At 66.8% G+C, this 22,208-nt stretch carries 23 protein-coding genes and 1 riboswitch; of the genes, 14 read left to right on the plus strand and 9 right to left on the minus strand.

All coding sequences use genetic code 11. From position 1 onward, the window contains the following. The first annotated feature begins 1 nt into the window (after position 1). Positions 2-1,531 (plus strand): histidine ammonia-lyase, encoded by a 1,530-nt coding sequence (gene hutH, locus A4249_RS06630; RefSeq protein ID WP_066551657.1) that lies wholly within the window; start codon positions 2-4, stop codon positions 1,529-1,531. 6 nt (positions 1,532-1,537) lie between these two features. Here the strand turns inward: hutH and A4249_RS06635 are convergent, their stop codons facing one another. Both A4249_RS06635 and A4249_RS06640 read right to left on the minus strand, forming a co-directional pair. Next, positions 1,538-2,110 (minus strand): manganese efflux pump MntP, encoded by a 573-nt coding sequence (locus A4249_RS06635; RefSeq protein WP_066551658.1) that lies wholly within the window; start codon positions 2,108-2,110, stop codon positions 1,538-1,540. A 27-nt stretch (positions 2,111-2,137) separates the two neighbouring features. Continuing rightward, positions 2,138-2,281, minus strand: a riboswitch (yybP-ykoY riboswitch). A 47-nt stretch (positions 2,282-2,328) separates the two neighbouring features. Beyond that, complete coding sequence (locus A4249_RS06640) at positions 2,329-4,227, minus strand: PPC domain-containing protein (RefSeq protein ID WP_156494645.1); 1,899 nt, start codon at positions 4,225-4,227, stop codon at positions 2,329-2,331. Between the two features lie 91 nt (positions 4,228-4,318). Between A4249_RS06640 and A4249_RS06645 the strand changes: the two genes are divergently transcribed. From A4249_RS06645 to A4249_RS06665, 5 genes are all read left to right on the plus strand, one after another. Beyond that, on the plus strand, positions 4,319-5,242 hold the full coding sequence (locus A4249_RS06645; protein WP_066551659.1) for a bifunctional methylenetetrahydrofolate dehydrogenase/methenyltetrahydrofolate cyclohydrolase: 924 nt from the start codon (positions 4,319-4,321) through the stop codon (positions 5,240-5,242). Between the two features lie 61 nt (positions 5,243-5,303). Beyond that, positions 5,304-5,987 (plus strand): LemA family protein, encoded by a 684-nt coding sequence (locus tag A4249_RS06650; RefSeq protein ID WP_066551660.1) that lies wholly within the window; start codon positions 5,304-5,306, stop codon positions 5,985-5,987. After that, a complete protein-coding gene (locus tag A4249_RS06655; protein WP_066551661.1) occupies positions 5,984-6,811 on the plus strand; it encodes a TPM domain-containing protein in 828 nt (275 codons plus the stop codon). The genes A4249_RS06650 and A4249_RS06655 overlap by 4 nt, the downstream gene beginning before the upstream one ends. Beyond that, positions 6,811-7,488, plus strand: coding sequence for a TPM domain-containing protein (locus A4249_RS06660; RefSeq protein WP_231868787.1), 678 nt, complete (start codon positions 6,811-6,813; stop codon positions 7,486-7,488). The genes A4249_RS06655 and A4249_RS06660 overlap by 1 nt, the downstream gene beginning before the upstream one ends. Positions 7,489-7,560: 72 nt before the next feature. After that, positions 7,561-8,298 carry an endonuclease/exonuclease/phosphatase family protein gene (locus A4249_RS06665; RefSeq protein ID WP_066551663.1) on the plus strand — a complete coding sequence of 246 codons (738 nt, stop codon included), beginning with the start codon at positions 7,561-7,563 and terminating at the stop codon, positions 8,296-8,298. On the opposite strand, the gene A4249_RS06670 is transcribed toward A4249_RS06665, so the two are convergent. Then, positions 8,283-9,761, minus strand: a complete 1,479-nt coding sequence (locus A4249_RS06670; protein ID WP_066551664.1) for a phospholipase D-like domain-containing protein — start codon at positions 9,759-9,761, stop codon at positions 8,283-8,285. The genes A4249_RS06665 and A4249_RS06670 overlap by 16 nt on opposite strands. Before the next feature lie 157 nt (positions 9,762-9,918). On the opposite strand from A4249_RS06670, the gene A4249_RS06675 reads away from it, so the two are divergent. The 5 genes from A4249_RS06675 (at position 9,919) to pip (ending at position 14,919) form a co-directional block, all read left to right on the plus strand. Continuing rightward, positions 9,919-10,101 (plus strand): hypothetical protein, encoded by a 183-nt coding sequence (locus A4249_RS06675; RefSeq protein ID WP_066551665.1) that lies wholly within the window; start codon positions 9,919-9,921, stop codon positions 10,099-10,101. A gap of 139 nt (positions 10,102-10,240) precedes the next feature. Further along, positions 10,241-12,823, plus strand: coding sequence for a tipN (locus tag A4249_RS06680; RefSeq protein ID WP_066551666.1), 2,583 nt, complete (start codon positions 10,241-10,243; stop codon positions 12,821-12,823). Positions 12,824-12,907: 84 nt separating this feature from the next. Then, positions 12,908-13,501: a hypothetical protein gene (locus tag A4249_RS06685; protein WP_197458473.1), complete on the plus strand. Its 594-nt coding sequence runs from the start codon at positions 12,908-12,910 to the stop codon at positions 13,499-13,501. A gap of 48 nt (positions 13,502-13,549) precedes the next feature. Continuing rightward, positions 13,550-13,912, plus strand: a complete 363-nt coding sequence (locus A4249_RS06690) for a DUF423 domain-containing protein (RefSeq protein ID WP_066551668.1) — start codon at positions 13,550-13,552, stop codon at positions 13,910-13,912. A gap of 26 nt (positions 13,913-13,938) precedes the next feature. Next, positions 13,939-14,919 carry a prolyl aminopeptidase gene (gene pip / locus A4249_RS06695; RefSeq protein ID WP_066551669.1) on the plus strand — a complete coding sequence of 327 codons (981 nt, stop codon included), beginning with the start codon at positions 13,939-13,941 and terminating at the stop codon, positions 14,917-14,919. A gap of 48 nt (positions 14,920-14,967) precedes the next feature. Here the strand turns inward: pip and A4249_RS06700 are convergent, their stop codons facing one another. Then, positions 14,968-15,366: a DoxX family protein gene (locus A4249_RS06700; RefSeq protein WP_055755196.1), complete on the minus strand. Its 399-nt coding sequence runs from the start codon at positions 15,364-15,366 to the stop codon at positions 14,968-14,970. A gap of 72 nt (positions 15,367-15,438) precedes the next feature. Then, entirely contained in the window at positions 15,439-16,137 is a 699-nt protein-coding gene (locus A4249_RS06705; RefSeq protein ID WP_066551670.1) for a pirin family protein, read from the minus strand. A gap of 120 nt (positions 16,138-16,257) precedes the next feature. Between A4249_RS06705 and A4249_RS06710 the strand changes: the two genes are divergently transcribed. Beyond that, on the plus strand, positions 16,258-17,184 hold the full coding sequence (locus tag A4249_RS06710) for a LysR family transcriptional regulator (RefSeq protein WP_066551671.1): 927 nt from the start codon (positions 16,258-16,260) through the stop codon (positions 17,182-17,184). Between the two features lie 3 nt (positions 17,185-17,187). Here the strand turns inward: A4249_RS06710 and A4249_RS06715 are convergent, their stop codons facing one another. From A4249_RS06715 to A4249_RS06730, 4 genes are all read right to left on the minus strand, one after another. Beyond that, entirely contained in the window at positions 17,188-17,484 is a 297-nt protein-coding gene (locus tag A4249_RS06715; protein ID WP_066551672.1) for a hemolysin, read from the minus strand. Between the two features lie 23 nt (positions 17,485-17,507). Beyond that, complete coding sequence (locus tag A4249_RS06720) at positions 17,508-17,720, minus strand: hypothetical protein (protein ID WP_039247977.1); 213 nt, start codon at positions 17,718-17,720, stop codon at positions 17,508-17,510. 101 nt (positions 17,721-17,821) lie between these two features. Beyond that, a complete protein-coding gene (locus A4249_RS06725) occupies positions 17,822-18,280 on the minus strand; it encodes a DNA polymerase III subunit chi (RefSeq protein WP_066551673.1) in 459 nt (152 codons plus the stop codon). Positions 18,281-18,301: 21 nt separating this feature from the next. After that, entirely contained in the window at positions 18,302-19,777 is a 1,476-nt protein-coding gene (locus tag A4249_RS06730; RefSeq protein ID WP_066551674.1) for a leucyl aminopeptidase, read from the minus strand. A 143-nt stretch (positions 19,778-19,920) separates the two neighbouring features. On the opposite strand from A4249_RS06730, the gene A4249_RS06735 reads away from it, so the two are divergent. Next, the gene (locus A4249_RS06735) at positions 19,921-21,057 is read left to right on the plus strand and encodes an LptF/LptG family permease (protein WP_066551675.1); all 1,137 of its coding nucleotides are present in this window, start codon (positions 19,921-19,923) and stop codon (positions 21,055-21,057) included. After that, complete coding sequence (lptG, locus tag A4249_RS06740) at positions 21,054-22,193, plus strand: LPS export ABC transporter permease LptG (RefSeq protein ID WP_066551676.1); 1,140 nt, start codon at positions 21,054-21,056, stop codon at positions 22,191-22,193. The genes A4249_RS06735 and lptG overlap by 4 nt, the downstream gene beginning before the upstream one ends. Positions 22,194-22,208 lie beyond the last annotated feature (15 nt).

The following is a 22,208-nucleotide window of genomic DNA, read 5'->3' on the forward strand; positions in this document are numbered from 1 at the left end:
CATGACCGCGATCACCCTCGGCCAATCGCCTCTCACCCTGGCGCAGCTTCGTGCGGTGCTGGAGGGTCCCGTCGCCGTCTCATTGACGCCAGCCGCCTGGGCCGATGTGGACAAGGGCGCGGCGACCATAGCCGCCATCGTGGCCGAGGGGCGCACCGTCTATGGCGTCAACACCGGCTTCGGCCTGCTGGCCAACACGTCCATCGCGCCTGAAGATCTGGAAACGCTGCAGCGTAATCTGGTTCTCAGCCACGCCTGCGGGGTCGGGCCGCTGCTGCCGGATGCGGTGACCCGTCTTCTGATGGTGCTGAAGATCGCCAGTCTGTCGCGGGGCGCCTCGGGCGTTCTTCGTGAGACGCTGGAGGCGCTGATCGCCCTGGTCAACGCCAATGTCCTGCCCTGCATTCCGTCCAAGGGATCGGTCGGCGCCTCGGGCGACCTGGCGCCGCTGGCCCACATGTCCTGCGTCCTGATCGGCGTGGGCGAGGCGCGGCTGAACGGCGAGATACTGGAGGCCGAAGCGGCTCTGGCGAAGGCCGGCCTGACGCCGCTCACGCTCGGCCCGAAGGAAGGCCTGGCCCTGCTGAACGGCACACAGTGTTCGACGGCCCTGGCCCTGGCCGGTCTGTTCGCTGCCGAGGCTGCGTTCGCCGCTGGGATCGCCGCTGGGGCCTTGTCAGTCGATGCGCTGAAGGGGTCCGACGCGCCGTTCGATCATCGCATCCACGCCCTGCGCGGCCAACCGGGCCAGATCGCCGTCGCCGCGCGGTTGCGCGACCTGATGGCGGGCTCCGCCGTCCGCGACAGTCACCGCGACGACTGCTCCAAGGTCCAGGACCCCTACTCTCTGCGCTGCCAGCCCCAGGTCATGGGCGCGATCCTCGATGTGCTGACCAGCGCCGCCGCCACGCTGGCGCGCGAGGCCAACGCCGTGACCGATAATCCGCTGGTCTTCATCGAGGATGGCGACGTCATCTCGGGCGGAAACTTCCACGCCGAACCCGTTGCTTTCGCTGCCGATCAGATCGCCATGGCTCTGTGCGAGATCGGCAATATCTCGGAACGCCGCACCTCGATCCTGGTCGATCCGAAGATGAGCGAACTGCCGGCCTTCCTGGTCAAGGAAAGCGGCCTGAACTCCGGCTTCATGATCGCCCAGGTGACGGCTGCGGCCCTGATCGCCGAGAACCGCATGGTCGCTCATCCGTGCAGCGTGGACACCGTGCCGACCAGCGCCAATCAGGAAGATCACGTCAGCATGGCCACCCACGGCGCGCGCCGCCTGCTGGACATGGCCGAGAATACGGCGACGGTGGTCGGCATCGAACTGCTGGCGGCGGCGCAGGGACTGGAATTCCATCGGCCGCTCACCAGCTCGCCGGCGCTGGAACAGGTGTTCGCCATCGTCCGCGAAGCCGCCGCCCCCTACGCCAGCGACCACTATTTCGCTCCGGACATCGCCCGAGCGACCGACGCCGTGCGCGCCGGTCGTTACCGGACCTTTGCGGAGGACCTGCTGCCTTCGGCCTGATCGGGCTCAGCCGCCGAGAACGCCCAAGTGTTCCAGCAGGATGGCCGTGCCCAGACCGATCAGGGCCACGCCGCCGATGATCTCGGCCGTCTTGCCGAAGCGCGTGCCCACCGCCTTGCCGATCAGCATGCCGATGGTGGTCAAGACGAAGGTGGTGAAGCCGATCGAGGCGGCGATCACCCAGATATTGGCCCCGATGAAGGCCAGCCCCACGCCCACGGCCGCGGCGTCGATGCTGGTTCCGACCGCCGTCGCCACGAGCGCCCAAGGGCCGGACCGGCGCGGCGCCTCATCCTCGTCCGCGCCGCGAGGTTGAACGCCTTCCCAGATCATCTTGCCGCCGACGATCAGAAGCAGGGTGAAGGCGATCCAGTGATCCACCTTTTCGACCAGGCCGGCGGCGATGATGCCCAATCCCCAGCCGATCAGGGGCGTGATCGCCTCGATGACGCCGAAGACCAGGCCGGCCTTGACGGCGTCCTTGACGGCAGGTCGATGCGACGCCCCGCGTCCTACGGCGGCCGCAAAGGCGTCCGTGGACATGCTGAGCGAGAGGATGGCGATGGCGCCTGGGGTCATGAAACAGCACTCGACCGGACGCGTGACAGCGGTCCTGCACCGGCCGGTCGCGGCGTCAGGACACGCTGGTCTCGCTAGGCGGTGGTTCCGCTGATCGCGCCACGCGCCGAAGCGCGAGTATGTTGACGCGATCCCGACGACGAACGCCGGAAGCTACTCCCCAACAGGAGGCGGCTCTCTACACGCCGCTTGCCGCGCTTGGCAACCTCACAGGGCGATCACATGCCCGACTTGGGCGCCATCGCGGCGGGCGCATCATCGCGCGCCGAGGTCGATGCGCCGGCCGGTTGGCGCTCGACCGTCAGGGCATAGGCGCCCACCTGGTTGGGCCCATAGGCGCGGGCGCGCACGACGTACCAGCCGTCGTCCGGGGCGGTCCAATCCAGCTTGGCGTGCGCGTCAGACAGGCTGTCGTCATCGGTGGCCAGGCTGGTGAAATCGCCGCCCTCATCCTGCTTGCCCAGGTCGATGAAAGAATCGAAGGCGTTCGACACCATCGTCAGACGCAGCTTCTCGTCCTTCTTGGCCTGGAAGCGGTAGGCGTCGAAGAAGGCGCCTTCGTCGCTGAGCGCAGCGCTGTTCGACAGGGTTCCGCGCACGGTCGATCCGATCAGCAGGCTGCCGGGCTTGGGCTCTGGTCCGCGATCCAGCAGCTCCAGGGAATAAAGGCCCTTGCCTTCCGCCTCCAGCGGCATGGCGCGGACCACATAGTTTCCGTCCGACGGCAGCGTGAAGTTCAGCCTTGAATCCGTGCCCTCGGCCAGGCCGTCGTCATCGCTGGCCAGGGCCTCGAACTCACCCTCGGCCTTGCCGATCTCCAGATAGGCGTCGAAGTCGCCGGACCGCAGGATCGCCTGGACACGCTGACCTTCCGTTCCAGCAAAGACATAGGCGTCATAGCGTTTGCCGTCGTCGGCCTGGGGGTCCTCGTCGGTGATCTCGCCTTCCACGGTTTGACCCAGGGTCGCCGTGGTCGGCGGCGGCGGCGGCGCGGTTTCGGTGAGCTTCAGCGTATAGTCGCCCTCGGCCTCGTCGCTGAACCCGCGCGCCTCGATGATGTAGTCGCCATCGGCGTCCAAGGTGCGCGCGATGCGGGCGTCGGTGCCCGAGCCGGCGCCGTCATCATCCTCCGCCAAAACCGCATCATCCGAAGCGCGGCGAAGCGTCAGATAGGCGTCGAAGTCGCTCGACTTCATTTCGATCGCGACGCGCTGACCGTTCGTTCCGGTGAAGCGATAGGTTTCTGCGCGCTGGCCGCCGTCGTTCGTGGCGCTGTCCGAGTCCAGTTCACCCTTGATCTCGTCACCGATCGCGATGGGCTTCGACGGCGGCGCGGGCGGCGCCTCGGCCAGGCCCAGTTCGTAGCGACCCAGCCCGTCTTCCAGCGACGTGGCCCGGATCACATATTCGCCTGCCGTCGGCGCCGTGAAGGTCAGCCGCGAATTCAGCCCGCCGCCGGGCGCATCGTCGTTCGAACTGATCTCCACGAAATCGGGACCGTTCATCCGCCCCACCCGCACCAGAGGATCGAAGGCCTCGGAGTCCAGCGTCACGACAAACCGATCGCCGGCATTGGCGCGGAAGGCGTAGGCGTCATAGCGGCCGCCGTCTTCCTGCTCGGGATCGCGCGCCGTCAGTTCGCCGCTCTGGGTCGCCCCGACACGAATGCCGCCGGGTCGCGGCGCGCGCGGCGGCGCCGGGCGTTCCTGCAACGACAGACGATAGTCGCCGCCGTCCAGTCCGCTCAGCGTCCGGGCTCTCAGGACATAGGTCCCCGCCTGCTCCGGTGTGAAACGCAGACGCGCATTCGTGCCGTCACCCAGTCCGTCGTCGTCGGACGCCAGCGGCTCGCCCGCTGCGCCGTCGGCGTAGACTTCCAGATAGGCGTCGAATGGGTCCGATCTCAGCGTGGCTTCCAGCCGCTGCCCCGCTCGCGCCTCGAACCGATAGTCGTCATAGCGATATTCGTCATCCGCCGCCTTGGCGTCGCCGTCCGTCAGGGCGCCGTTCACATCGGCGCCGATACGCAACGGCTGCGCGTCCTGGGCCACGGCCGGCGCGACCGCCCACAACAGGGCCAGGGTGCTGACAGCGGCGGCGAGCGACGGACGGTTCATGAATTCCTCCAGCATAGGCTGCGGATCATAGACGCCGAACCGTGACGCCTGTAAATCGCCGCATCCTGATTTCCAGCCAGACGGAGCTGCCATGTCGGCCCAATCCACGCCTGCGACCCTGATCGACGGCAAGGCCTTCTCGGCCGCACTGGTGGAACGCGTCGGGGCGGCCGTCGCCCGGCTGGAAGCCGCGCACGACGTCAAACCCGGCCTGGCCGTCGTCATCGTCGGCGAGGACCCGGCCAGCCAGATCTACGTCCGCAACAAGGGCGAGACGACGCTGCGCGCCGGCATGCGCTCCGACACCCACCGCCTGGCCGAATCGACGCGCCAGGATGAACTGCTGGCCCTGATCGCCCAGTTGAATGCGGATGCCGGCATTCACGGCATCCTGGTCCAACTGCCCCTGCCCGCCCACATCGACGCGACGGTGGTTCTGGACGCCATTTCGCCGGACAAGGATGTGGACGGCTTTCATGTCGTGAACGCCGGTCGTCTGGCCGTCGGCCTGCCGGGTCTGGTTCCCTGCACCCCGCTGGGCTGTCTGATGCTGCTGAAGGATCAACTCGGCGATCTGTCGGGCTTGAACGCCGTCATCGTCGGCCGCTCCAACATCGTCGGCAAGCCGATGGCGCAACTGCTGCTGGGCGAAAGCTGCACGGTCACCGTCGCCCATTCGCGCACGCGTGACCTGCCCGAGGTCTGCCGCCGCGCCGACATTCTGGTCGCCGCCGTCGGTCGGCCCGAGATGATCAAGGGAGACTTCATCAAACGGGGCGCGACCGTCATCGACGTGGGCATCAACCGCGTCTCCTCGGCTGATCCCGTCAAGGCCGCCGAGGGCAAGACCCGCGTCGTCGGCGATGTCGCTTTCAAGGAGGCGGTCGAGGTCGCGGGTCGCATCACCCCGGTGCCGGGCGGCGTCGGCCCCATGACCATCGCCTGTTTGTTGGCCAACACCTATTCGGCCGCCTGCCGCCTCAACAATATCCAACCGGAGCCATTGGACGCTTGATGCATTCATTGGGCCGGTGAATAGTCCCGCTCAACGGCGCTATCGCCGAACGGGAGATGTCATGGTCCGCTTCAACGCTCGCGCCGTCGCTCTGACCGGCGCTCTGATGATCGTCCCCGCCGTGGCGGGCTGCGGCTACAACACCATTCCGACCAAGCAGGAACGCGCGGAGGCGGCCTGGGCCGATGTGCAGAGCCAGTATCAGCGCCGCGCCGACCTGATTCCCAATCTGGTCGCGACCGTGCAAGGCGCCGCGATTCAGGAACGCACCACCCTGACGGACGTCATCAACGCCCGCGCCCGCGCCACCTCGGTCAACGTCTCGGCCGACGATCTCGATAATCCGCAGGCCTTCCAGCAGTATCAGGAAGCCCAGGGCCAGCTGTCCGGGGCCCTGTCGCGCTTGCTCGTGACGGTCGAGGCCTATCCGCAACTACAGGCCAACCAGAACTTCCTGACCCTGCAGTCGCAACTGGAAGGCACCGAAAACCGCATCCAGATCGCACGCCGCGACTACAATGAGGCCGTCCGCGACTACAACACCACCCTGCGCACCTTCCCGCAGGTGATCTGGGCCAAGACCCTGCACGGCGGGTCGCAGCCGATGCAGCTGTTCACCGCCACCGCCGCCGCCCAGTCGGCGCCGCAAGTCAACTTCAACCTTAACGCCCCGCCCGCCAACGCCTCGGCGCCCGGCGGCGGCGCACCGGCCGTAACGCCGGGCGCGACCCCGCCCGCCCAGTGACAAACCGTCAAGCGGCGGCGCGGCGTTCGCCGGGCGTCGCCGCCCTCCTCTTCGGCCTGTTCATCGCGCTGCTGCTCGTCCTTCCGGCGGCCGCGCAGAGCAAGATCGACTTTCCGCCGCTGACCGGCCGCGTGGTCGATCAGGCCAATCTGCTCGATCCGGCGACGGAACAGGCCCTGACCGAAAAGCTCGCGGCGCTGGAGGCCAGTTCCACCGACCAGTTGGTCGTCGTAACGGTCAACAGCCTCCAGGATCAGGAGATCGAGGACTACGGCTATCAGCTGGGTCGCGCCTGGGGCATCGGCCAGAAGGAAAACGATAACGGCGCCCTGCTGATCGTCGCGCCGAATGAACGCAAGGTCCGCGTCGAGGTCGGCTATGGGCTGGAGCCCATTCTGACTGACGCCTTCTCGTCTCAGGTCATTCGCAACGACATCCTGCCGTCGTTTCGAGATGGCGATTACCAGGCCGGGGTGATCAAGGGCGTCGACGCCCTGATCTCCCAGCTGTCGCTCGACCCGGCGGAGGCGCAGGCGCGCGCCCAAGCCGCCGCAACCGAGCAAGCCGACACCAAGGGCGAATCCGTCATCCCGCTGGCCATCATCGCCGGGCTTTTCCTATTCATCTTCTTGATCGCCATGCGGTCCGGGCGCGGACGACGCAGCAATGTCAGCTCGGTCCTGCTGTGGGCCGCATCAGAGGCGCTGCGGAACTCCGACAGAGGCGGCGGCAGTTGGGGCAGTGGCGGCGGCGGCTTTGGTGGTGGCGGGTTCGGTGGTGGCGGCGGCAGTTTCGGCGGCGGCGGTGCGTCGGGGGGATGGTGATGCAGATCACGGACAACGACCGCACCCGCATCGCCGAAGCCATAGCGGCGGCCGAGCGTCAGACGTCGGGTGAAATCTTCTGCGTCGTTGCGCGTCGTGTCTCGACCTATGTGGACGTCAGCCTGGCCTGGGCGGCGGCGATGGCGCTTTTGGCCCCGATCGTCTTCGTTCCGTTCGTGCTGGATCTTCGCTGGCCCAGCGATGGCTGGGAGGCGGCCCACCAGGCCGCGCAAGAGGCCACGACGGCGCAGGCCTTGGGCCTTTACGCCCTGTCGCAGGCGGTCGTTTTCGTCGGCGTCTTTCTGCTGACCCGCATCCCGACCGTGCGCCGTCTCGTGACGCCCGCCGGGGTCAGACGCGGCCGCGTCAGGGAGGCGGCCTTGCAGCAGTTCATGGCCCAGGGCGTTCATGTCACGCAGGAGCGTACGGGCGTGCTGATCTTCGCGGCCATGGACGAACATAAGGTCGAACTGATCGCCGATGAAAGCATCTACGCCAAAGTCGATGAGGACGCCTGGGCTCAGGCCGTCGCCGTCCTGACCCGCGAACTGCGCGCCGATCGCCCCGTCGATGGCTTCGCCGCCGCCATCGGTCTGTGCGGCGAGGTTCTGACCCGCCATTTTCCGCCACGCGCCGACAATCGCAACGAGTTGCCCGATCATCTGATCCTGCTCTGATCGTCGCATCGGGGTCGCATTCGCGCGCCAGAAGGCCTAGCCCACGGTCAACGTTCAAACAGCCGCCAGCTCATGCCTCGCCTTCTTACCTACAATGTCCACCGCTGCGTCGGCACGGATCGCCGTCTGGATGTCGGCCGGATCGTCGCCGTCATCGCCGAGTTCGAGCCGGACATCGTCTGCCTGCAGGAACTGGACGTGGGCCGCGCCCGCACGGGCGGGGTCGATCAGGCCGAGGCGATCGCCGACGGTCTGGCCATGACCTCGCGTTTCCATCCAGCGATGCGGGTCGAGGCGGAACAGTACGGCGACGCCATCCTGACCCCGCATCCCGAACGGCTGATCCGCGCCGGCGCCTTACCGACGGTGAGCGGCATTCCGGGTCTTGAACCGCGCGGCGCGATCTGGTCGGAAATCGAGATCGACGGCACGGCAGTCAACGTCATCAACACCCACCTCGGTCTGGTTCCGCGCGAACAGCGGCTTCAGGCCGCCGCGTTGGCCGGATCCGGCTGGCTCGGCGGATGCGAGGGACCGATCCTGCTGGCCGGCGATTTCAACGCCACTTCGATCACACGCCCCTATCAGACCCTATGCCGCAGCCTGCAGGACTGCCAGCGTCAGTTGGGCCAGAAGCCCAGCGTAAAGACCTTCCCGTCGGCCTTCCCCGCCATTCGCATCGACCACTGTTTCGTCAGCCCGCATATCCGCGTCCGCGCGGTGCGATCCGCCTTCTCGCCCCTGGCCCGGGTCGCATCGGATCACCTGCCGCTGATCGTCGATTTCGAGGTCGTTCAACCCGGCGCGTGACCGCCCTCGGAAGCCGGTCGCGTGCGTTGCGAGCGGTTCAGACGCTTCCAAGGCCGCCAGGCGTCGCTGGACGACGTCGGGTCGCCCAGCTGCCATTCAGCGAACATCCGTTGAATTCGCGTCGGCGGCTCCGAGCCCAGCGGCTTCAGCCGATCGGTTTCGAAGTTGCAGATCGCCTGCCCCACCGAGCCGAAGACGCCCTCGACCGCCGCATAGTCCTCCGTCGCGACGCCTAGCCAATGGGCGATCGTCCGGTGACGGTGCGCCGTGATGAAGGCCCGACCGGCCGCATCGACAGGCTCGGCGGCGATGTCGCATTCTGTATCCAGGCCCATCGACCGGTTGTTCAGATTGGTGGACCCAATCCGCAGAAGCCGATCATCGATGATCGTCACCTTGGCGTGGACGATGATCCGGTCGCCGTCGGCGGTCAGCGGGGCGAAGGCGAAGAAGCGGTTGTATTTGTCCGCCTGCTCCAGCCGGTGCAGCACCTCGGCCCGGGCCGTGTCCATGGTCATGCTGTCGAACCAACTCGGGCTCTTGGCGGTCGAGATGACGATGACCTGCGGTCCATCCACTTCGGCCAGACGTTCGGCCAGTGCGGCGGCGATGACCGGCGAGGTGAAATACTGGTTTTCGATATAGATCAACCGCTTGGCGCGCCGGATGGATTCCAAGTGTAAGGCCTCGCTCTCGCGCACCTCCTGCCGTCCCGACCATTTCGGCTCGGTGCGGGCGATGCCGACGGGCACGTCGGTCATTTGCACCGGCACGCCGTCAGGCCAAGGATCGTCCTCGACCTCGTCCGGGATGGTGCGCTCCCACGTCGCCTTGAACCAGCGCTCGCGCGCCAGATCGCCCAGCGCACGCGCCGCAGGGCCATCCATCACGCTCATCACCTCGTGACGCGCCTTGCAGATCAGGCCGCTAGGCAGGGCGCGGCGCGGGTCGCCGTCCAGATGTTCGTCGGAATCCCAGCGATCGGTGGAGATGTCGCCGCCGCCGCAGAAGGCCACCTTGTCGTCAATGACAACCACCTTCTGGTGATGACAGGCGCCGATCGGACCGGGGGAATCAAGCCGGAACTCCACCATCCGCTTACGGAACCAGCGCTGCGCCTTGTGCGGATAGAAGCCTTGCGACGCGGCGATCAGCAGCGGCGATTTCCAGATGAGCAGTCGCACATCCAGGTCCGGCTTCTTCTTGACCAGCATCCGCAGCTGGCGACCGATCTCCGCCGATTTGTCGCCGGGTCGCGTTTCCGGATCCAGATGGGTGCGTGGATCGAACTGCCATCCCAGCAGCACGATGGAGCGTTGGGCCTTGTGAATCGCAGACGAGAGGGCGTCGAAATAGGCCTCGTTTTCCATCAGCACGGAAAAGCGGTGCGCGACGGCGGACGTCCACAGGGCAGGCCCCGGCTCCAGCAGACTGCCTTCGTAACTGTCGCCGGCTAAAGTCATGCGACCTATCTGTCTGATTCGCGTGACATGGTGTCGAAGCGCCTGCATCCTCCGTTCCACGCGCGTGTCCTTCGGTCAATCTTTCAGGGCGGGATTGTGACGTTCGCCGATTTGGCGCATAAGGAGCGTAGCCATACAGCCTGCGAGGGAGGGTAGAATGCAGGCGCTTGTCGAACTGATCGCTGGCTTCATCGCCCTGCTGGCCGCCGCCGTCCTGACGCAGTTCGGCGTCGACACCCACAACCCCAACGACGGCGACCGCGAAGTGCGTCGTGTGGTGGAGTGTCGGGACACCGGCTCCAACGCCACGCTGCTTTCCGAATCCAAACGCGACTGCTGAACGCTGCGGCGCTTTGCGCGCTGCATGACGCGGTTCATCGACAGGTTGCGGGTTTGAGTCGGTTTCGTCCGCATCGATCATGCTCTAGGGTTTCATTGGCGCTGTCGGACGCCCGCGTAGAGATCGAGTTTTTGAGCTTATGAAGTCTCCCAAACGGCCGCCGCTGAAGCTGACCGACGACGAGGCCGTTGCGCCGGCCGAGCTTTCGACCTCAGACAAAATGCTGGTCGATGAGGCGACACCGTCGCTCGACCCGATCCCCGAGCCTGATTTCGAAATCGTGCAGCCGACGTTCGAGCCGCCAATGTCCGAGCGCCGCCGCCGTCGCCTGCTGGAAGAGCAGCGGCAGGCCGAGGAACGCGCCCTTGCCGCCGAACGGGGCGCCGCCCCCGTCAATGCGAAGCCGACGCCAGAGACTCCTGTCGATATGGCCGTCGCCGTCGGTCAGCCGCCCGCGCCGTTCGAGCTGTCCAAACCGCCCGCTGTGAAAACCGTTCAAGCCAAGGCCCAGGCCGAGCCGTCAGGACGCCACGCCTATGTGATCGCAGGCGTCGCCTCCGCCCTGTGGATCGGCGGCGTCGCATCCTGGGCTGCTTACGAGTTCGGCGCCGGCGGGGCCGAACTGGATCCGCTGCGGATCGCCATCTACGCCCTGATCGCCCTTGCCCCTGCGGGCCTGGCCATCATGCTGGCTCATGCCGTCCGACAGGGCGCCGGTCTGGCCGCAGAGACCCGTCGCGCCCGGCAACTGGCCGAGGCCCTGGTGGCTCCGACCGCCCTGGCCGCCCAGCAGACCGGCGAGGTGCTTCAGTCGCTGCGTTCCGACATCGATCACGCCACTCTGGCGGCGGAACGCGCCCGCAACGACATGACCCTGCTTCGAGAGGCGCTGGCCCAGGAGACAACGCGCCTGAACGAGGCGGCCGAGAACGCCGGCCGCACCGCGCGTCGTCTAACCGAAAACTTGGGCCGCGAGCGCGACCAGATGCAGACCCTGGGCATCCATCTGGATACGCAGGCGTCAGGCGTCATCGACGCGGTCGAGCGGCAGTCGCGCATGGTCGCTGACGCCTCGGACCTGGCTCAGGCGCAGCTTCGTGAAGCGGAGGCTGCCCTTGCCGCTCGCGCCGCCGACCTCGCCGCCGCCGCTGGTGAAGCCCAAGACGCCGCCCGCGTGGCCTCCGACGATCTGGCGCGCCAGACCATTCGACTTGAGAACGCAGGTTCGGGCGTCGCTGAGCAGATCCAGTCCGTCGAAGAAGGCCTCAGCCAGCAGCGCGCCGCCCTGGTCACCGCCGCCTACGCCCTGCGCACCGATCAGGAGGATTTTTCGGCCCAGGTCGAAAGCCAGCGCGCTCAACTGATCGAACATCTTTCCGCCACGCGCAGCGCCGCGGGCGATCTGGATCGCACCACCCAGACCTCGGTCGAGTCCATGCGCGATCTGGTCGAGGCGGCCACCGACCAGTTCCGCGCTCTCGTCGACATGTCGCAACGCGAGGCCGACGGCTTCGATTCCGCCACCAAGCTCGCCCTCGACCGCTTCGAGGCCCTGGCGGCCGAGGCGCGCGACGCCCTCATGGAAGAGACACGCCGCGCTCTGGAGCAGATGCGCGCCACGGCCGAGGATTCTCGCGCCGCCGCCGCCGACGCCGCCGAACAGGCGCGTCTGCGCACCGACCGCCTGGGCGAATCCTTGTTCGACGCGGCCCAAAAGGCCGACACCGCCGCCGACGCCCGCATCGCCGACGCCCGCCGCATCGTCACCGAAACGTCCGGCCTGGTCGAAGAGACCGGCGAGCGGATGGTCAGCCGCCTGGAAACTCTGGTGGCACGCCTCAACAGCGCCTTGTCGGAAATCGACACCGCCGTCGCCGACATCGACGAACGGGCCGCGCGCCTGCCTCAGGAAGCCCGCGCCCGCGCCGACGCCGTACGCGCCACGGTCGAGGAAGGCCTTGCCTCCCTTTCGGCCGCGTCGCGCAAGGCGGCCGAGGACACCGAGGCGCTGGATGTCGGCTTCCAGGATCGCGTGCGCCGGAACTACGACATGCTGACCGAGGCCGTGCGTTTGATGGGCGTGGTGTCGGGCGATACGACGCCGGCGCGTCGTCGCGAGCCGGCCGCAGAGATCGAGGCCCGGCCCGAACCTCGTCCCGAGCGCCGGACCGATCGCCCAACGCCTCCCGCCTCGCCGCCCGCCGAAGAGCGGCGGTTCGGTCTGCGCAGCCGCCTGCGGCTCGAACCCGCAGAGACGCCCCCGCCGGCGACGGACAAGGGCCTGGATTGGAGCGATCTGATCGACGGCGACGACGACAACGAGGCGCCGCTGGAGTTGGACACGCCCTCCCCTTCGCCTGCCGAGGCCGAAGCCCTGTCCGACCGGGTCGCCGCCGCCATTCGGCGCATGGGGGTCGACCCCAACGCCCTTCTGCCTCGTTCTCGCGTCGAAGAGGCCGCCCGCGCCTTCAGCAATGGCGACCCGGACGCCGCGCGTCAGATCGTGCGTCGCGTCGCGCCGGCCGCTGTCCGCAGCGTGTCTCGCCGCGTCCTCAGTGACGCCGAACTGCGCGCTGACGCCGAACGCTATGTCCGCAACTTCGCGGTGATGCTGAACGCCTCAGCCCGCGCCGGAGACAGCGCAGCGGTTCAGTCCAGCTTGGCGTCGGACAGCGGTCGCGCCTTCATGTTGCTGGATGCGGCGGTCGGCGACCTGGGCTAAGACTTTTGCGGACTTGACGGCGTTGGGAAGTTACAGCCTCTTGCACGTCACCGAACTGTCATGGATGGGGCTATGGCTGGCACGATGAACCAAATCGACAGTCGTGCCAGTGGTGATCGACGCCCTGGCATCATCATCTGCGCCTATGACGGCGACGACGACGGGTGGGATTTGGTGGAGGATCTGTCGGGCGAAATCTGGAGTCCCAGTGGGGCCCGCGCCGTGCCCATCGCCGCCGCCGATCCCGACGAACTCGCCTCGACCCTCGCCGCCCGTCTCGGCAGCGGGGAATGTCGGGCCGTCCTCCTGGTCGGACGCACGCAAAAGGGCGCCGGCTTCCGGGTCCAGATGCGCGCTGAAAACCGCACCCTCGACTACAAGCATCGCCTGTCCAGCACCGGGCCAGGCGTGGCCCGCACCACGGCGCCCGTCGCCGACATGGTTCGCGCCCTGACCGCCGCCGGGCTGCAGGCCGACGCCTCATCCGACATCGAAGAGGACGCCGGCTCCTACCTGCTCTACCGCGTGCTCTCGGACCTGCCGGATGGGCCGCTGACGCCGTCGATCGGCCTGTTGCGCGCGCCCGCCCCCGCCAACGAGGCGGCGGTGCGCAAGGGCGTCAAGGCCGCCGCCTCGGCCATGGCCAGCCACCTGACGCCGCTGCCGCGTGTCGGTTAACCCTCCTGGGTCGCAGACATCGACGAACGGGCGGTCTAGGGTTTTCGGATGACAGTGAGTCGCAACCTGATCGCCTTCGCCGCCTTGAACGGCGCCCTGGCCGTGGCGCTTGGCGCCTTCGCCGCGCATGGCGCCGGGCCGCAGATCAAGACCCTGCTGACCACCGGCGCCCAATACCAGATCGTCCACGCCGTCTTCGCCTTCGCCTGCGCCCAGTGGACAGGGGGCGGCGGGCTGGCGCGGCTTGCGGGCTGGCTCGGATCGATCGGCGGCCTCATCTTCTGCCTCGCCCTGGCGGCGATCGCCTTTCTCGGCGTACCGGCGTTCGGCGCAGTAGCCCCGATCGGCGGCCTGTTGATGACTGCCGGTTGGCTCTGCCTGGCCTTTGCGGCCTTGCGTTCTCGCCCCTGATTTCCTCGTAGAAAGACCAAGCATCCATGGCCTTCCCCACGCCCGCCGAGCCGCGTCGTGTGCTCCACCCCGAGATCGAGGCCTATGCCTCGGGTTGGATGCCGACCGAAGGCGTGCATGAAATCTATTACGAGGAGTCCGGCAATCCGCACGGCCTGCCGGTTCTGGTCCTTCACGGCGGACCAGGCGGTGCGGTCAATCCGGGCATGCGCCGCTTCTTCGATCCCGCCGTCTATCGCATCATCATGTTCGACCAGCGCGGCTGTGGTCAGTCGCGGCCCCACGCCTCGCTGGAAGACAACACGACCTGGACTTTGATCGACGATATCGAGCGTCTGCGCGCTCTGTGCGGCGTCGACAAATGGGTGGTGTTCGGCGGGTCTTGGGGTTCGACCCTGTCGATGGCCTACGCCATCACCCATCCTGAGCGGGTTATTGCGCTGCTGCTACGCGGCATCTTCCTGCTGACGAAGAAGGAGTTGCACTGGTTCTATCAGGACGGCGCCTCGATGATCTTCCCCGACGCCTGGGAGCGCTTCGTCGCTCCGATCCCCGAGGCCGAGCGCGGCGACCTGATGGCCGCCTATTACAAGCGGCTGATCGGCGATGACGTCGCAGAGCGCGAACGCTGCGCCGTCGCCTGGTCCAGTTGGGAGGGCGAAACCGTCAGCGTCGAGGGCCCCAACGCCCGCCCGGACAAGTTCGCCGAGCCCGACTTCGCCGTCGCCTTCGCACGGATCGAGAACTGGTTCTTCACCAACGCCGGCTTCTTCGAGGAGGACGGCTGGCTGCTGAAGAATATCGACCGGATGCGGCATATCCCGTGCTGGATCGCGCAGGGCCGGTTCGACGTGGTGACGCCGATTTCAGGCGCCTGGGCGCTGCATCGCGCCTGGCCCGAGGCCCATCTGCACATCGTCGGCGACGCCGGCCACGCCTCATCGGAACCGGGCATCGTCGACAGCCTGGTGCGCGCCGCCGACTGGGCCGCGAGCCTCAAGGCATGAAAAAGCCGCCGCGCAGGACAGCGCGGCGGCTATTTTCATTCTTAAAGATCAGAACCGTTTTGCGGTTCGATTGTCGATGCTCCACGCGCCCGGACCGGCGGTGAAGATGTACAGGAAGATGAAGCAATACAGGATGGCCGCGTCACCGCCGTTCACCGCCGGATACGGACTGCTGGGAAAGTGGAACATCCAATAGGCCACAGCCATCTGGCCGGAGGCGATGAAGGCGGCCGGACGCGTGAACAGGCCCAGGATCAGCAGCAAGCCCGTGATCAGCTCGATCACCCCCCCGATGCCGAACAGCGAGAGCAGCTCCTGCTGACCGGGCTCGGCCCCGGCCGGAAAGCCGAAGACCTTGATGACGCCATGCGCCAGGAACAACAGACCGGCGACGATCCTGAGCGCCGCCAAGGCGCGGGAAGACCAGCCATTCACTTGATTGAACATTCTCTTTCCTCGCCTTTTTGATGCGGTTGTTCACGGTCGGATCGCGTCCGACCGTGAAGCTTGATCCGAAAATCAGGCGGCGTCCACCAGCACGATCTCGGCGTCGGACAGCGCCTTGACCGTCACGACATCCTCCTGAGCGATGGCCGCGCCGTCGCGGGCGTTCAGCCGGACGCCATTGACCTCGAGCTCGCCCTTTGCCGGGACCAGATAGGCCCGCCGCGCAACGCCCAGCGGATAGTCGGCGCTGTCGCCCGCCTTCAGCGTCGCCGCCACGATCCGCGCATCGGTGCGGATCGGCAGGGCGTCCTTGTCGCCATCGAAGCCCGAGGCCAGGACTACGAACTGGCCTGACCGCTCGCCCTTGGGGAAGGGCTTGGTGCCCCAACTCGGCGCGTCGCCGCGACGGGTCGGCTCGATCCAGATCTGGAAGATCCGGGTCAGGTCCGGCTCGGCGTTGTATTCGGCGTGCCGGATGCCGGTTCCGGCGCTCATCACCTGCACATCGCCCGCGACGGTGCGGCCCTTGTTGCCCAGGCTGTCCTCATGGGTGATGGCCCCATCGCGGACGTAGGTGATGATCTCCATGTCGGCATGCGGATGCGGCGGGAAGCCCGTGCCGGCGGCGATCTCGTCGTCGTTCCAGACCCGCAGATTGCCCCAGCTCATCCGCTTGGGATCATAGTAGTTGGCGAAGGAGAAATGGTGTTTGGCGTTCAGCCAGCCGTGGTTGGCGCCGCCGAGGGATTCAAATGGTCTGCGCTCGATCATCGCATTCGTCCTTTCGCGTCGGAACCGTCCGACGCCTTTGCTTGACGCCAAGATAGAGATCGGCGACCGATCAGAAATAGAAACAACCGAAACTCATCGTTTCAGGACGCGAGGCCGCCCATGTCCCGCCTGCCCGATCTGGAAGCCCTAGCCATCTTCGCCAAGGTCGCCGACAGCCAATCCTTTTCCGGCGCAGCCGAGACGCTGGGCCTATCCAAAGCCACGGTGTCCAAGGCGGTGACGCGCCTGGAACAGCAGCTGAAGACAACCCTGCTCCACCGCACGTCGCGGCGCTTCGCCCTCACCGATGCAGGCCGAACCCTGGCAGCCCGCGCCGCCCACATGCTGGCCGAGGCCGAGGGCGCGGTGTCGGAAGCGTTGGACATGTCCGTCACGCCGCGCGGTCTGGTGCGACTGGCGGCGCCCATGTCGTTCGGCATGGCCTATGTGGCCCCGGCCCTGCCCGAGTTCCTCGCCACTCACCCGGACGTGTCGGTCGATCTGCACCTGTCGGACGAGGTCATCGATCTAGTCGGCGGCGGCTTCGATTGCGCGCTCAGGATCGCCGCTCTGGCCGATTCCTCGCTGACGGCGCGCAAGCTGCGGCCTGTAGCCCGCGCCCTGGTGGCCTCGCCGTCCTATCTGGATCAGCGGGGTCGCCCCACTCATCCCGACGATCTGGCCCGTCACGCCTGCCTCGGCTACGCCTACATGCCCAGCCCGGACACCTGGCGGTTCAGCAATGCGGCGGGTGAAGAAGTGGTGGTGCATCCGCGCGGGCCGCTGCGCGCCAACAACTCCGACGCCCTGACGGCGTCGTTGTGCGCGGGGCTGGGGCTATTTCCCCAGCCGGACTTCATCTACTGGAAGGACGTCGCCGACGGCCATCTCGAGACAGTGATGACCGACTGGCGCCTGCCGCCCATCGCCCTGCATCTGGTGGCGCCCAGCGGCGGACCGCGCCCGGCCAGGGTCACGGCCTTCATGGACTATCTGGCGGCGAAGTTCAGCGGACCGCTGTGGCCGGGCGATACGGTGGGGCGCTAACGCTCAACCGCACTTCACTTCGCGCACGATGTTCGTCGCCTCGTCATAGACGAAGTTCACCCGGTTCTCGCGATAGTCCATGGTCGCGGCGCAGGTAGTGCACAGCACACGGAAGGTCTGGCCGGCGGGCGCGGTCGGGACGGCCGAGCGGTTGCGCCCCACATAACTTTGATAGTCCGAAACCTTGCAGGCCTTGAAGGCGGTGTCCGATCCGGGCGCAGGCTCGGCGGTCTGGACCGGCGCGCAGGCCGACACGGCCAAGGCGCCAGCGGCCAACAGGGTGCTCACGATGATCTTCATGGTCGTCTCCTTGCGTCGGGGGGTCAGCCGCAGCGGACCTGTTCGATGATGCCGGTCTGTTCGTTGTAGAAGATGTTCAGACGATAGGCGGAGAAGTCCTGCGTCACCGGACAGGTGGTGCAGGTCACACGCCGATTGACGACATCCACCGGCACCGGGATCTCGGTCCGGGACTTGCCAACCAGATATTGCATCTCGCCGGCCTTGCAGACGTCTTCGGTTTGGGCGGTCGGCATGCGGCTGCCAACGGGCGGGTTGAGTTGAGCCTGCTCGACCGCACGCGGCGCGGGCGCCTCAGAGACCGGCGTCGAACAGCCGGCCAACAAAACCAGTCCGATCAGGCCGCCTTTTCCCAGCGCCCTTCGTCCGTTTGACGCCAATAGGCCAGGTTCGCGCCCTGCGCCTTCAGCGCCTTCCAACGTCCCCGCGCGTGTTGCAAAGCCGGCTCGTCGCGACCGTCGAAAATAATGAAGCATCGTTCGAACCCTTCCGTCCCGCCCAGTTCTGCGTCGTCGACTATGAACAGCGCCTGAGCGCCGTTCAGGTTCTCGCCCGTCTCGCTCAACAGCACAGGCTGACGCTCGGCATGGGGCTGATCGGCCCGGCCGTGCGGCAGGAAACTGTCATCGCGAAACGTCCACAGCGTCTCGTCGACCTCATCCAGTCGATGCGAATGCGACGATTTGATCATGGCCCGCCAGCCCCGCTCGATCGTCTTTTCGAGCAGGGTTGGCAGCACCTGATCCAGCGATGAACGCTCCAGGTGATAGAACCAGATTTCGGGCTTGTCGCTCACCCGGCTCTACCTCCCGACCGATCAGCCTTCGTAGGAATCCGCGACCATCCGGTCCAGAGTCCGCACGGCGAAGCCGACGCCGCCTTCCGGCACGGTGGGGCTGGGGCTCTTGTTGGCCCAAGCCGTCGGGGCGATGTCCAGGTGCGCCCACGGCACGCCGTTGGTGAAGCGTTGCAGGAAAAGGGCGGCGGTGATCGACCCGCCGGCGCGGCCGTTGCCGGTGTTCTTCACATCGGCGATCTTGGAATCGATGTGCTGCTCGTAGATGGCCGGGATCGGCATCCGCCAGAAGTTCTCGCCGACCTTCTTGGCCGCGGAAAGGATCGGATCGGCGACATCGTCGGAGTTCGAGAAGACGCCGGCGTAATCCAGGCCAAGGGCCACGATCATGGCGCCCGTCAGGGTGGCCAGGTCGATCATGAACTTCGGCTTGAAACGTTCTTGGGTGTACCAGAGGGCGTCGGCCAGGACGAGGCGACCTTCGGCGTCGGTGTTGATGACCTCCACCGTCTGCCCCGACATGGACACGACCACATCGCCCGGACGCTGGGCGTTGCCGTCCGGCATGTTCTCGACCAGGCCCAGAACGCCAATGACATTGGCCTTGGCCTTGCGGCTGGCCAGGGCGATCATGGTTCCGGTCACGGCGGCCGCGCCGCCCATGTCCCACTTCATGTCTTCCATGCCGTCCGCCGGCTTGATCGAGATGCCGCCGGTGTCGAAGCAGACGCCCTTGCCCACGAAGGCCAGGGGCTGTGCGCCGGCTTCGCCGCCGTTCCACTTCATGATCGCAAGCTGGCTTTCGCGACGGCTGCCCTGGCCCACGCCCAACAGGGTGCGCATGCCCAGCTTCTCCATCTCGGCTTCGCCGAGGATTTCGACTTCAAGGCCCAGGCTCTCCAGCGCCTTCACCCGCTTGGCGAACTCGGCCGGATACAGGACGTTGGCGGGCTCGGACACCAGATCGCGCGCGAAGATCACGCCGTCTGCGACGGCCGACAGCGGCTCCAGCGCGGCTTCGGCGCCCCGGAGGTCGGTCGTGACCACGCGGATGGTGGTGATCGACGGAATCTTGTCGGCCTTTTGCGTCGTGCGATATTTATCGAAGCGGTAGGCGGCCAGACGCGCGGCGAAACCGACGCGGGCGGCCTGCTCAGGCGACAGATCCGACGCGTCGATCGTCAGCACCTCGGCTCCCGACAGCTTGACCGCCGCATAGGCGTTACCGCCGAAGGCCTCGACCGCCAGGTCGTCCAGCTTGTCCTTGGCGCCTGCGCCCACCAGCAGCACGACGTCCGCCTCGACGCCCGCCGGCGCGGCGATGCTCAGGCTCTGCCCTGCCTTGCCGGTGAAACGGCCCTTGCCCGCCGCCTTGGTCAGGGCGCCGTTGGCCTTGCCGTCCAGCGCGGTCCCGGCGGCGGTGAAGGTGCGATCTTCAAAAATCGGAACGGCCAGGATTTCGGCGGCGTCCACGGCGGCGACGAATTCGATCTTCATTCAATCAACTCCAGCCAGGCCCCACCCGGCGTCTGCAAACAGCAAAATGACAACGGCGCGTCTGCTTGTCGCGGACGCGCCCTGATGTGCTACTAGATGCGCCTCAATGTCGCCGCCTGCAACCGGGCGAAGTCCATCCGCCCATGACCCTGATTCAAAGATACCTTTTTCGCCAGATCCTGTTCCCTGTGATCGCCGCGTGCGCAGCGCTGGCGGGAATCGGGATTCTGAGCCAGAGCCTCGACCAACTCCAGGTCATTGTGGAGCGGGGTCAGAGCGTGTGGATCATGGTCAAGCTGACCCTGCTCGCCCTGCCGCAACTGCTGTCGGTGATTCTACCCATCGGTCTTTTCGTCGGCGCCCTGATCGCCCTGACCCGTCTGCAACGCGAACAGGAGCTGACGGCGGCCTTCGCCGGAGGCATGACCCGGTGGCAGGTCATATCGCCGGCCGCCCGCATCGCCGTGCTGGTCGCCCTGGTCACCTTGCTGGTCAACGTCTTCATTCTGCCCTGGGCGCAGCAGGAGGCGCGCCGCCAGGCGTTCGACATCCGCACCGACCTCGCCGCACTTCTGGTCGAGGAAGGCCAGTTCGTTCAGGGGCCTGATGGTCTGACCGTTTATGTGCAGCAGATCGAACAGAACGGTCTGTTGAAGAACCTGTTCGTCTATCTGGACGACAAGGACAAGGTCACGACCTGGAACGCGTCCGAGGCGCGCTTCAGCCGCGACGCCGGCGGCATTCCGATCCTGACCATGATCGACGGCTCGGCCCAGCGCTATTCGTCGGGCGGCGTGCTGGAGACGCTGTCGTTCGGGCGATACGATTTCTCTCTCGCGCCCTTCGTCGGGGTGACCGACACCATTCGCTACAAGCCGACCGACCTCTATCTGCGCCAGCTGCTGAACCCGACGGCCAAGGTGCTCGAGGTCGCCGGCTCGCGCGGCGAACTGCTGGCCGAGGCGCATTCGCGGCTGGCCTCGCCGCTCTACGCCATGGTCGCCATGGCCCTGGCGCTTTCGGCCATCCTGGGCGGCGCCTTCAGCCGCACCGGCTACACCCTGCGCATCGCCAAGGCGGCGGGCCTGTTCCTTGTCCTGCGCGTTATCGGCTACGGCCTTGTCGCCGCCAGCGCCTGGAACGGCTGGATGAACGTGCTGCAGTACGTCGTGCCGATCGTAGCCATCGTCGTCGCCCTGCGGGTTCTGTTCCGAGCACTGAAGCCGCGTCGTAGCCGAACAACCGCCGCCCTGCGCGATCTGAAGGCCAAGTTCGCATGACCGCCGTCGCCGCCTCCGCCCGTCGCTCGCCGCATATCCCTCGTCTCGGCGGCATCGAACGTTATGTACTGGTTCAACAGCTGAAGTCGCTGGGCGTGGCCCTGGCCGTGATTTCGGCCCTCGTCATGCTGATCGACTTCGTCGAGGTCTCGCGCGGCGTCGGCTCGGCCCAGGATCTCTCGGCTGTGCGCATCTTCGGCCTTGTGCTGCTGAAGTCGCCCTCGGTCATCGTGCAGTTGATGCCGTTCGTCTTCCTGTTCGGCACCCTGTCGGCCTTCATCAGCCTGAACCGACGCAGCGAACTGATCGCCATGCGGGCTGCCGGCGTCTCCGCCTGGCGGTTCGTCCTGCCGGCGGCCGGCATGGCTTTCGTCCTGGGCGTCCTGACCGTCACTGTCTTGGGTCCGATGGCGTCGGCCGGCGACGGCTTGTGGCAACGCGAGCGCGCGCGGATTTCCGGCACAGCGCCCGGCGGCGATCCCAAGGAGGCGATCTGGCTGCGCGAGGGCGACGATCAGCGCCAGATGATCATCCGCGCCGGCCAGCAGGACCGTGCCAACGCCCGACTGCTGAACGTCAGCTTCTTCATCTACACGACCGCGCCCGGCGGCGGCCGCACCTTCTCCGAGCGGATCGACGCCAAGTCGGCCTCTCTGAACGCCGGCAGCTGGCGCCTGACCGATGCGGTCGGCGCCCAGATCGGCCAGCGCGCCGTCACCTATTCCAGCCTAACCCTGGTCTCCAGCCTGGCGGATGACGAGGCCTTCGATCGTTTCGCCCGACCGCAGGCCACGCCCTTTTGGTCGCTGCCGAACCAGATCAGCCGAATCGAAAACGCCGGCTTCACCTCGACCGCCTATCGCCTGCGCTTCCAGCAACTTCTGGCCACGCCGCTCGTGTTCGCCGCCATGTCGATCCTGGCAGCCGCCTTCTCGCTGCGGCTGATGCGATTGGGCGACCTGGCGCGCATGAGCGTGGCGGCTGTGGTGCTGGGCTTCGCCTTCTTCTTTCTGAACCAGTTCTCGTCAGCGATGGGATCGGCCGAGGTCGTGGCACCCTTCGTCGCCGCCTGGCTGCCGCCTGTTCTTACGGCGCTCGCAGCCTTGACCTTGCTGTTCTATACCGAAGACGGCTAATCGGGCGCTCGCTTC

The organism is Brevundimonas sp. GW460-12-10-14-LB2, assembly GCF_001636925.1.
Lineage (GTDB): Bacteria > Pseudomonadota > Alphaproteobacteria > Caulobacterales > Caulobacteraceae > Brevundimonas > Brevundimonas vesicularis.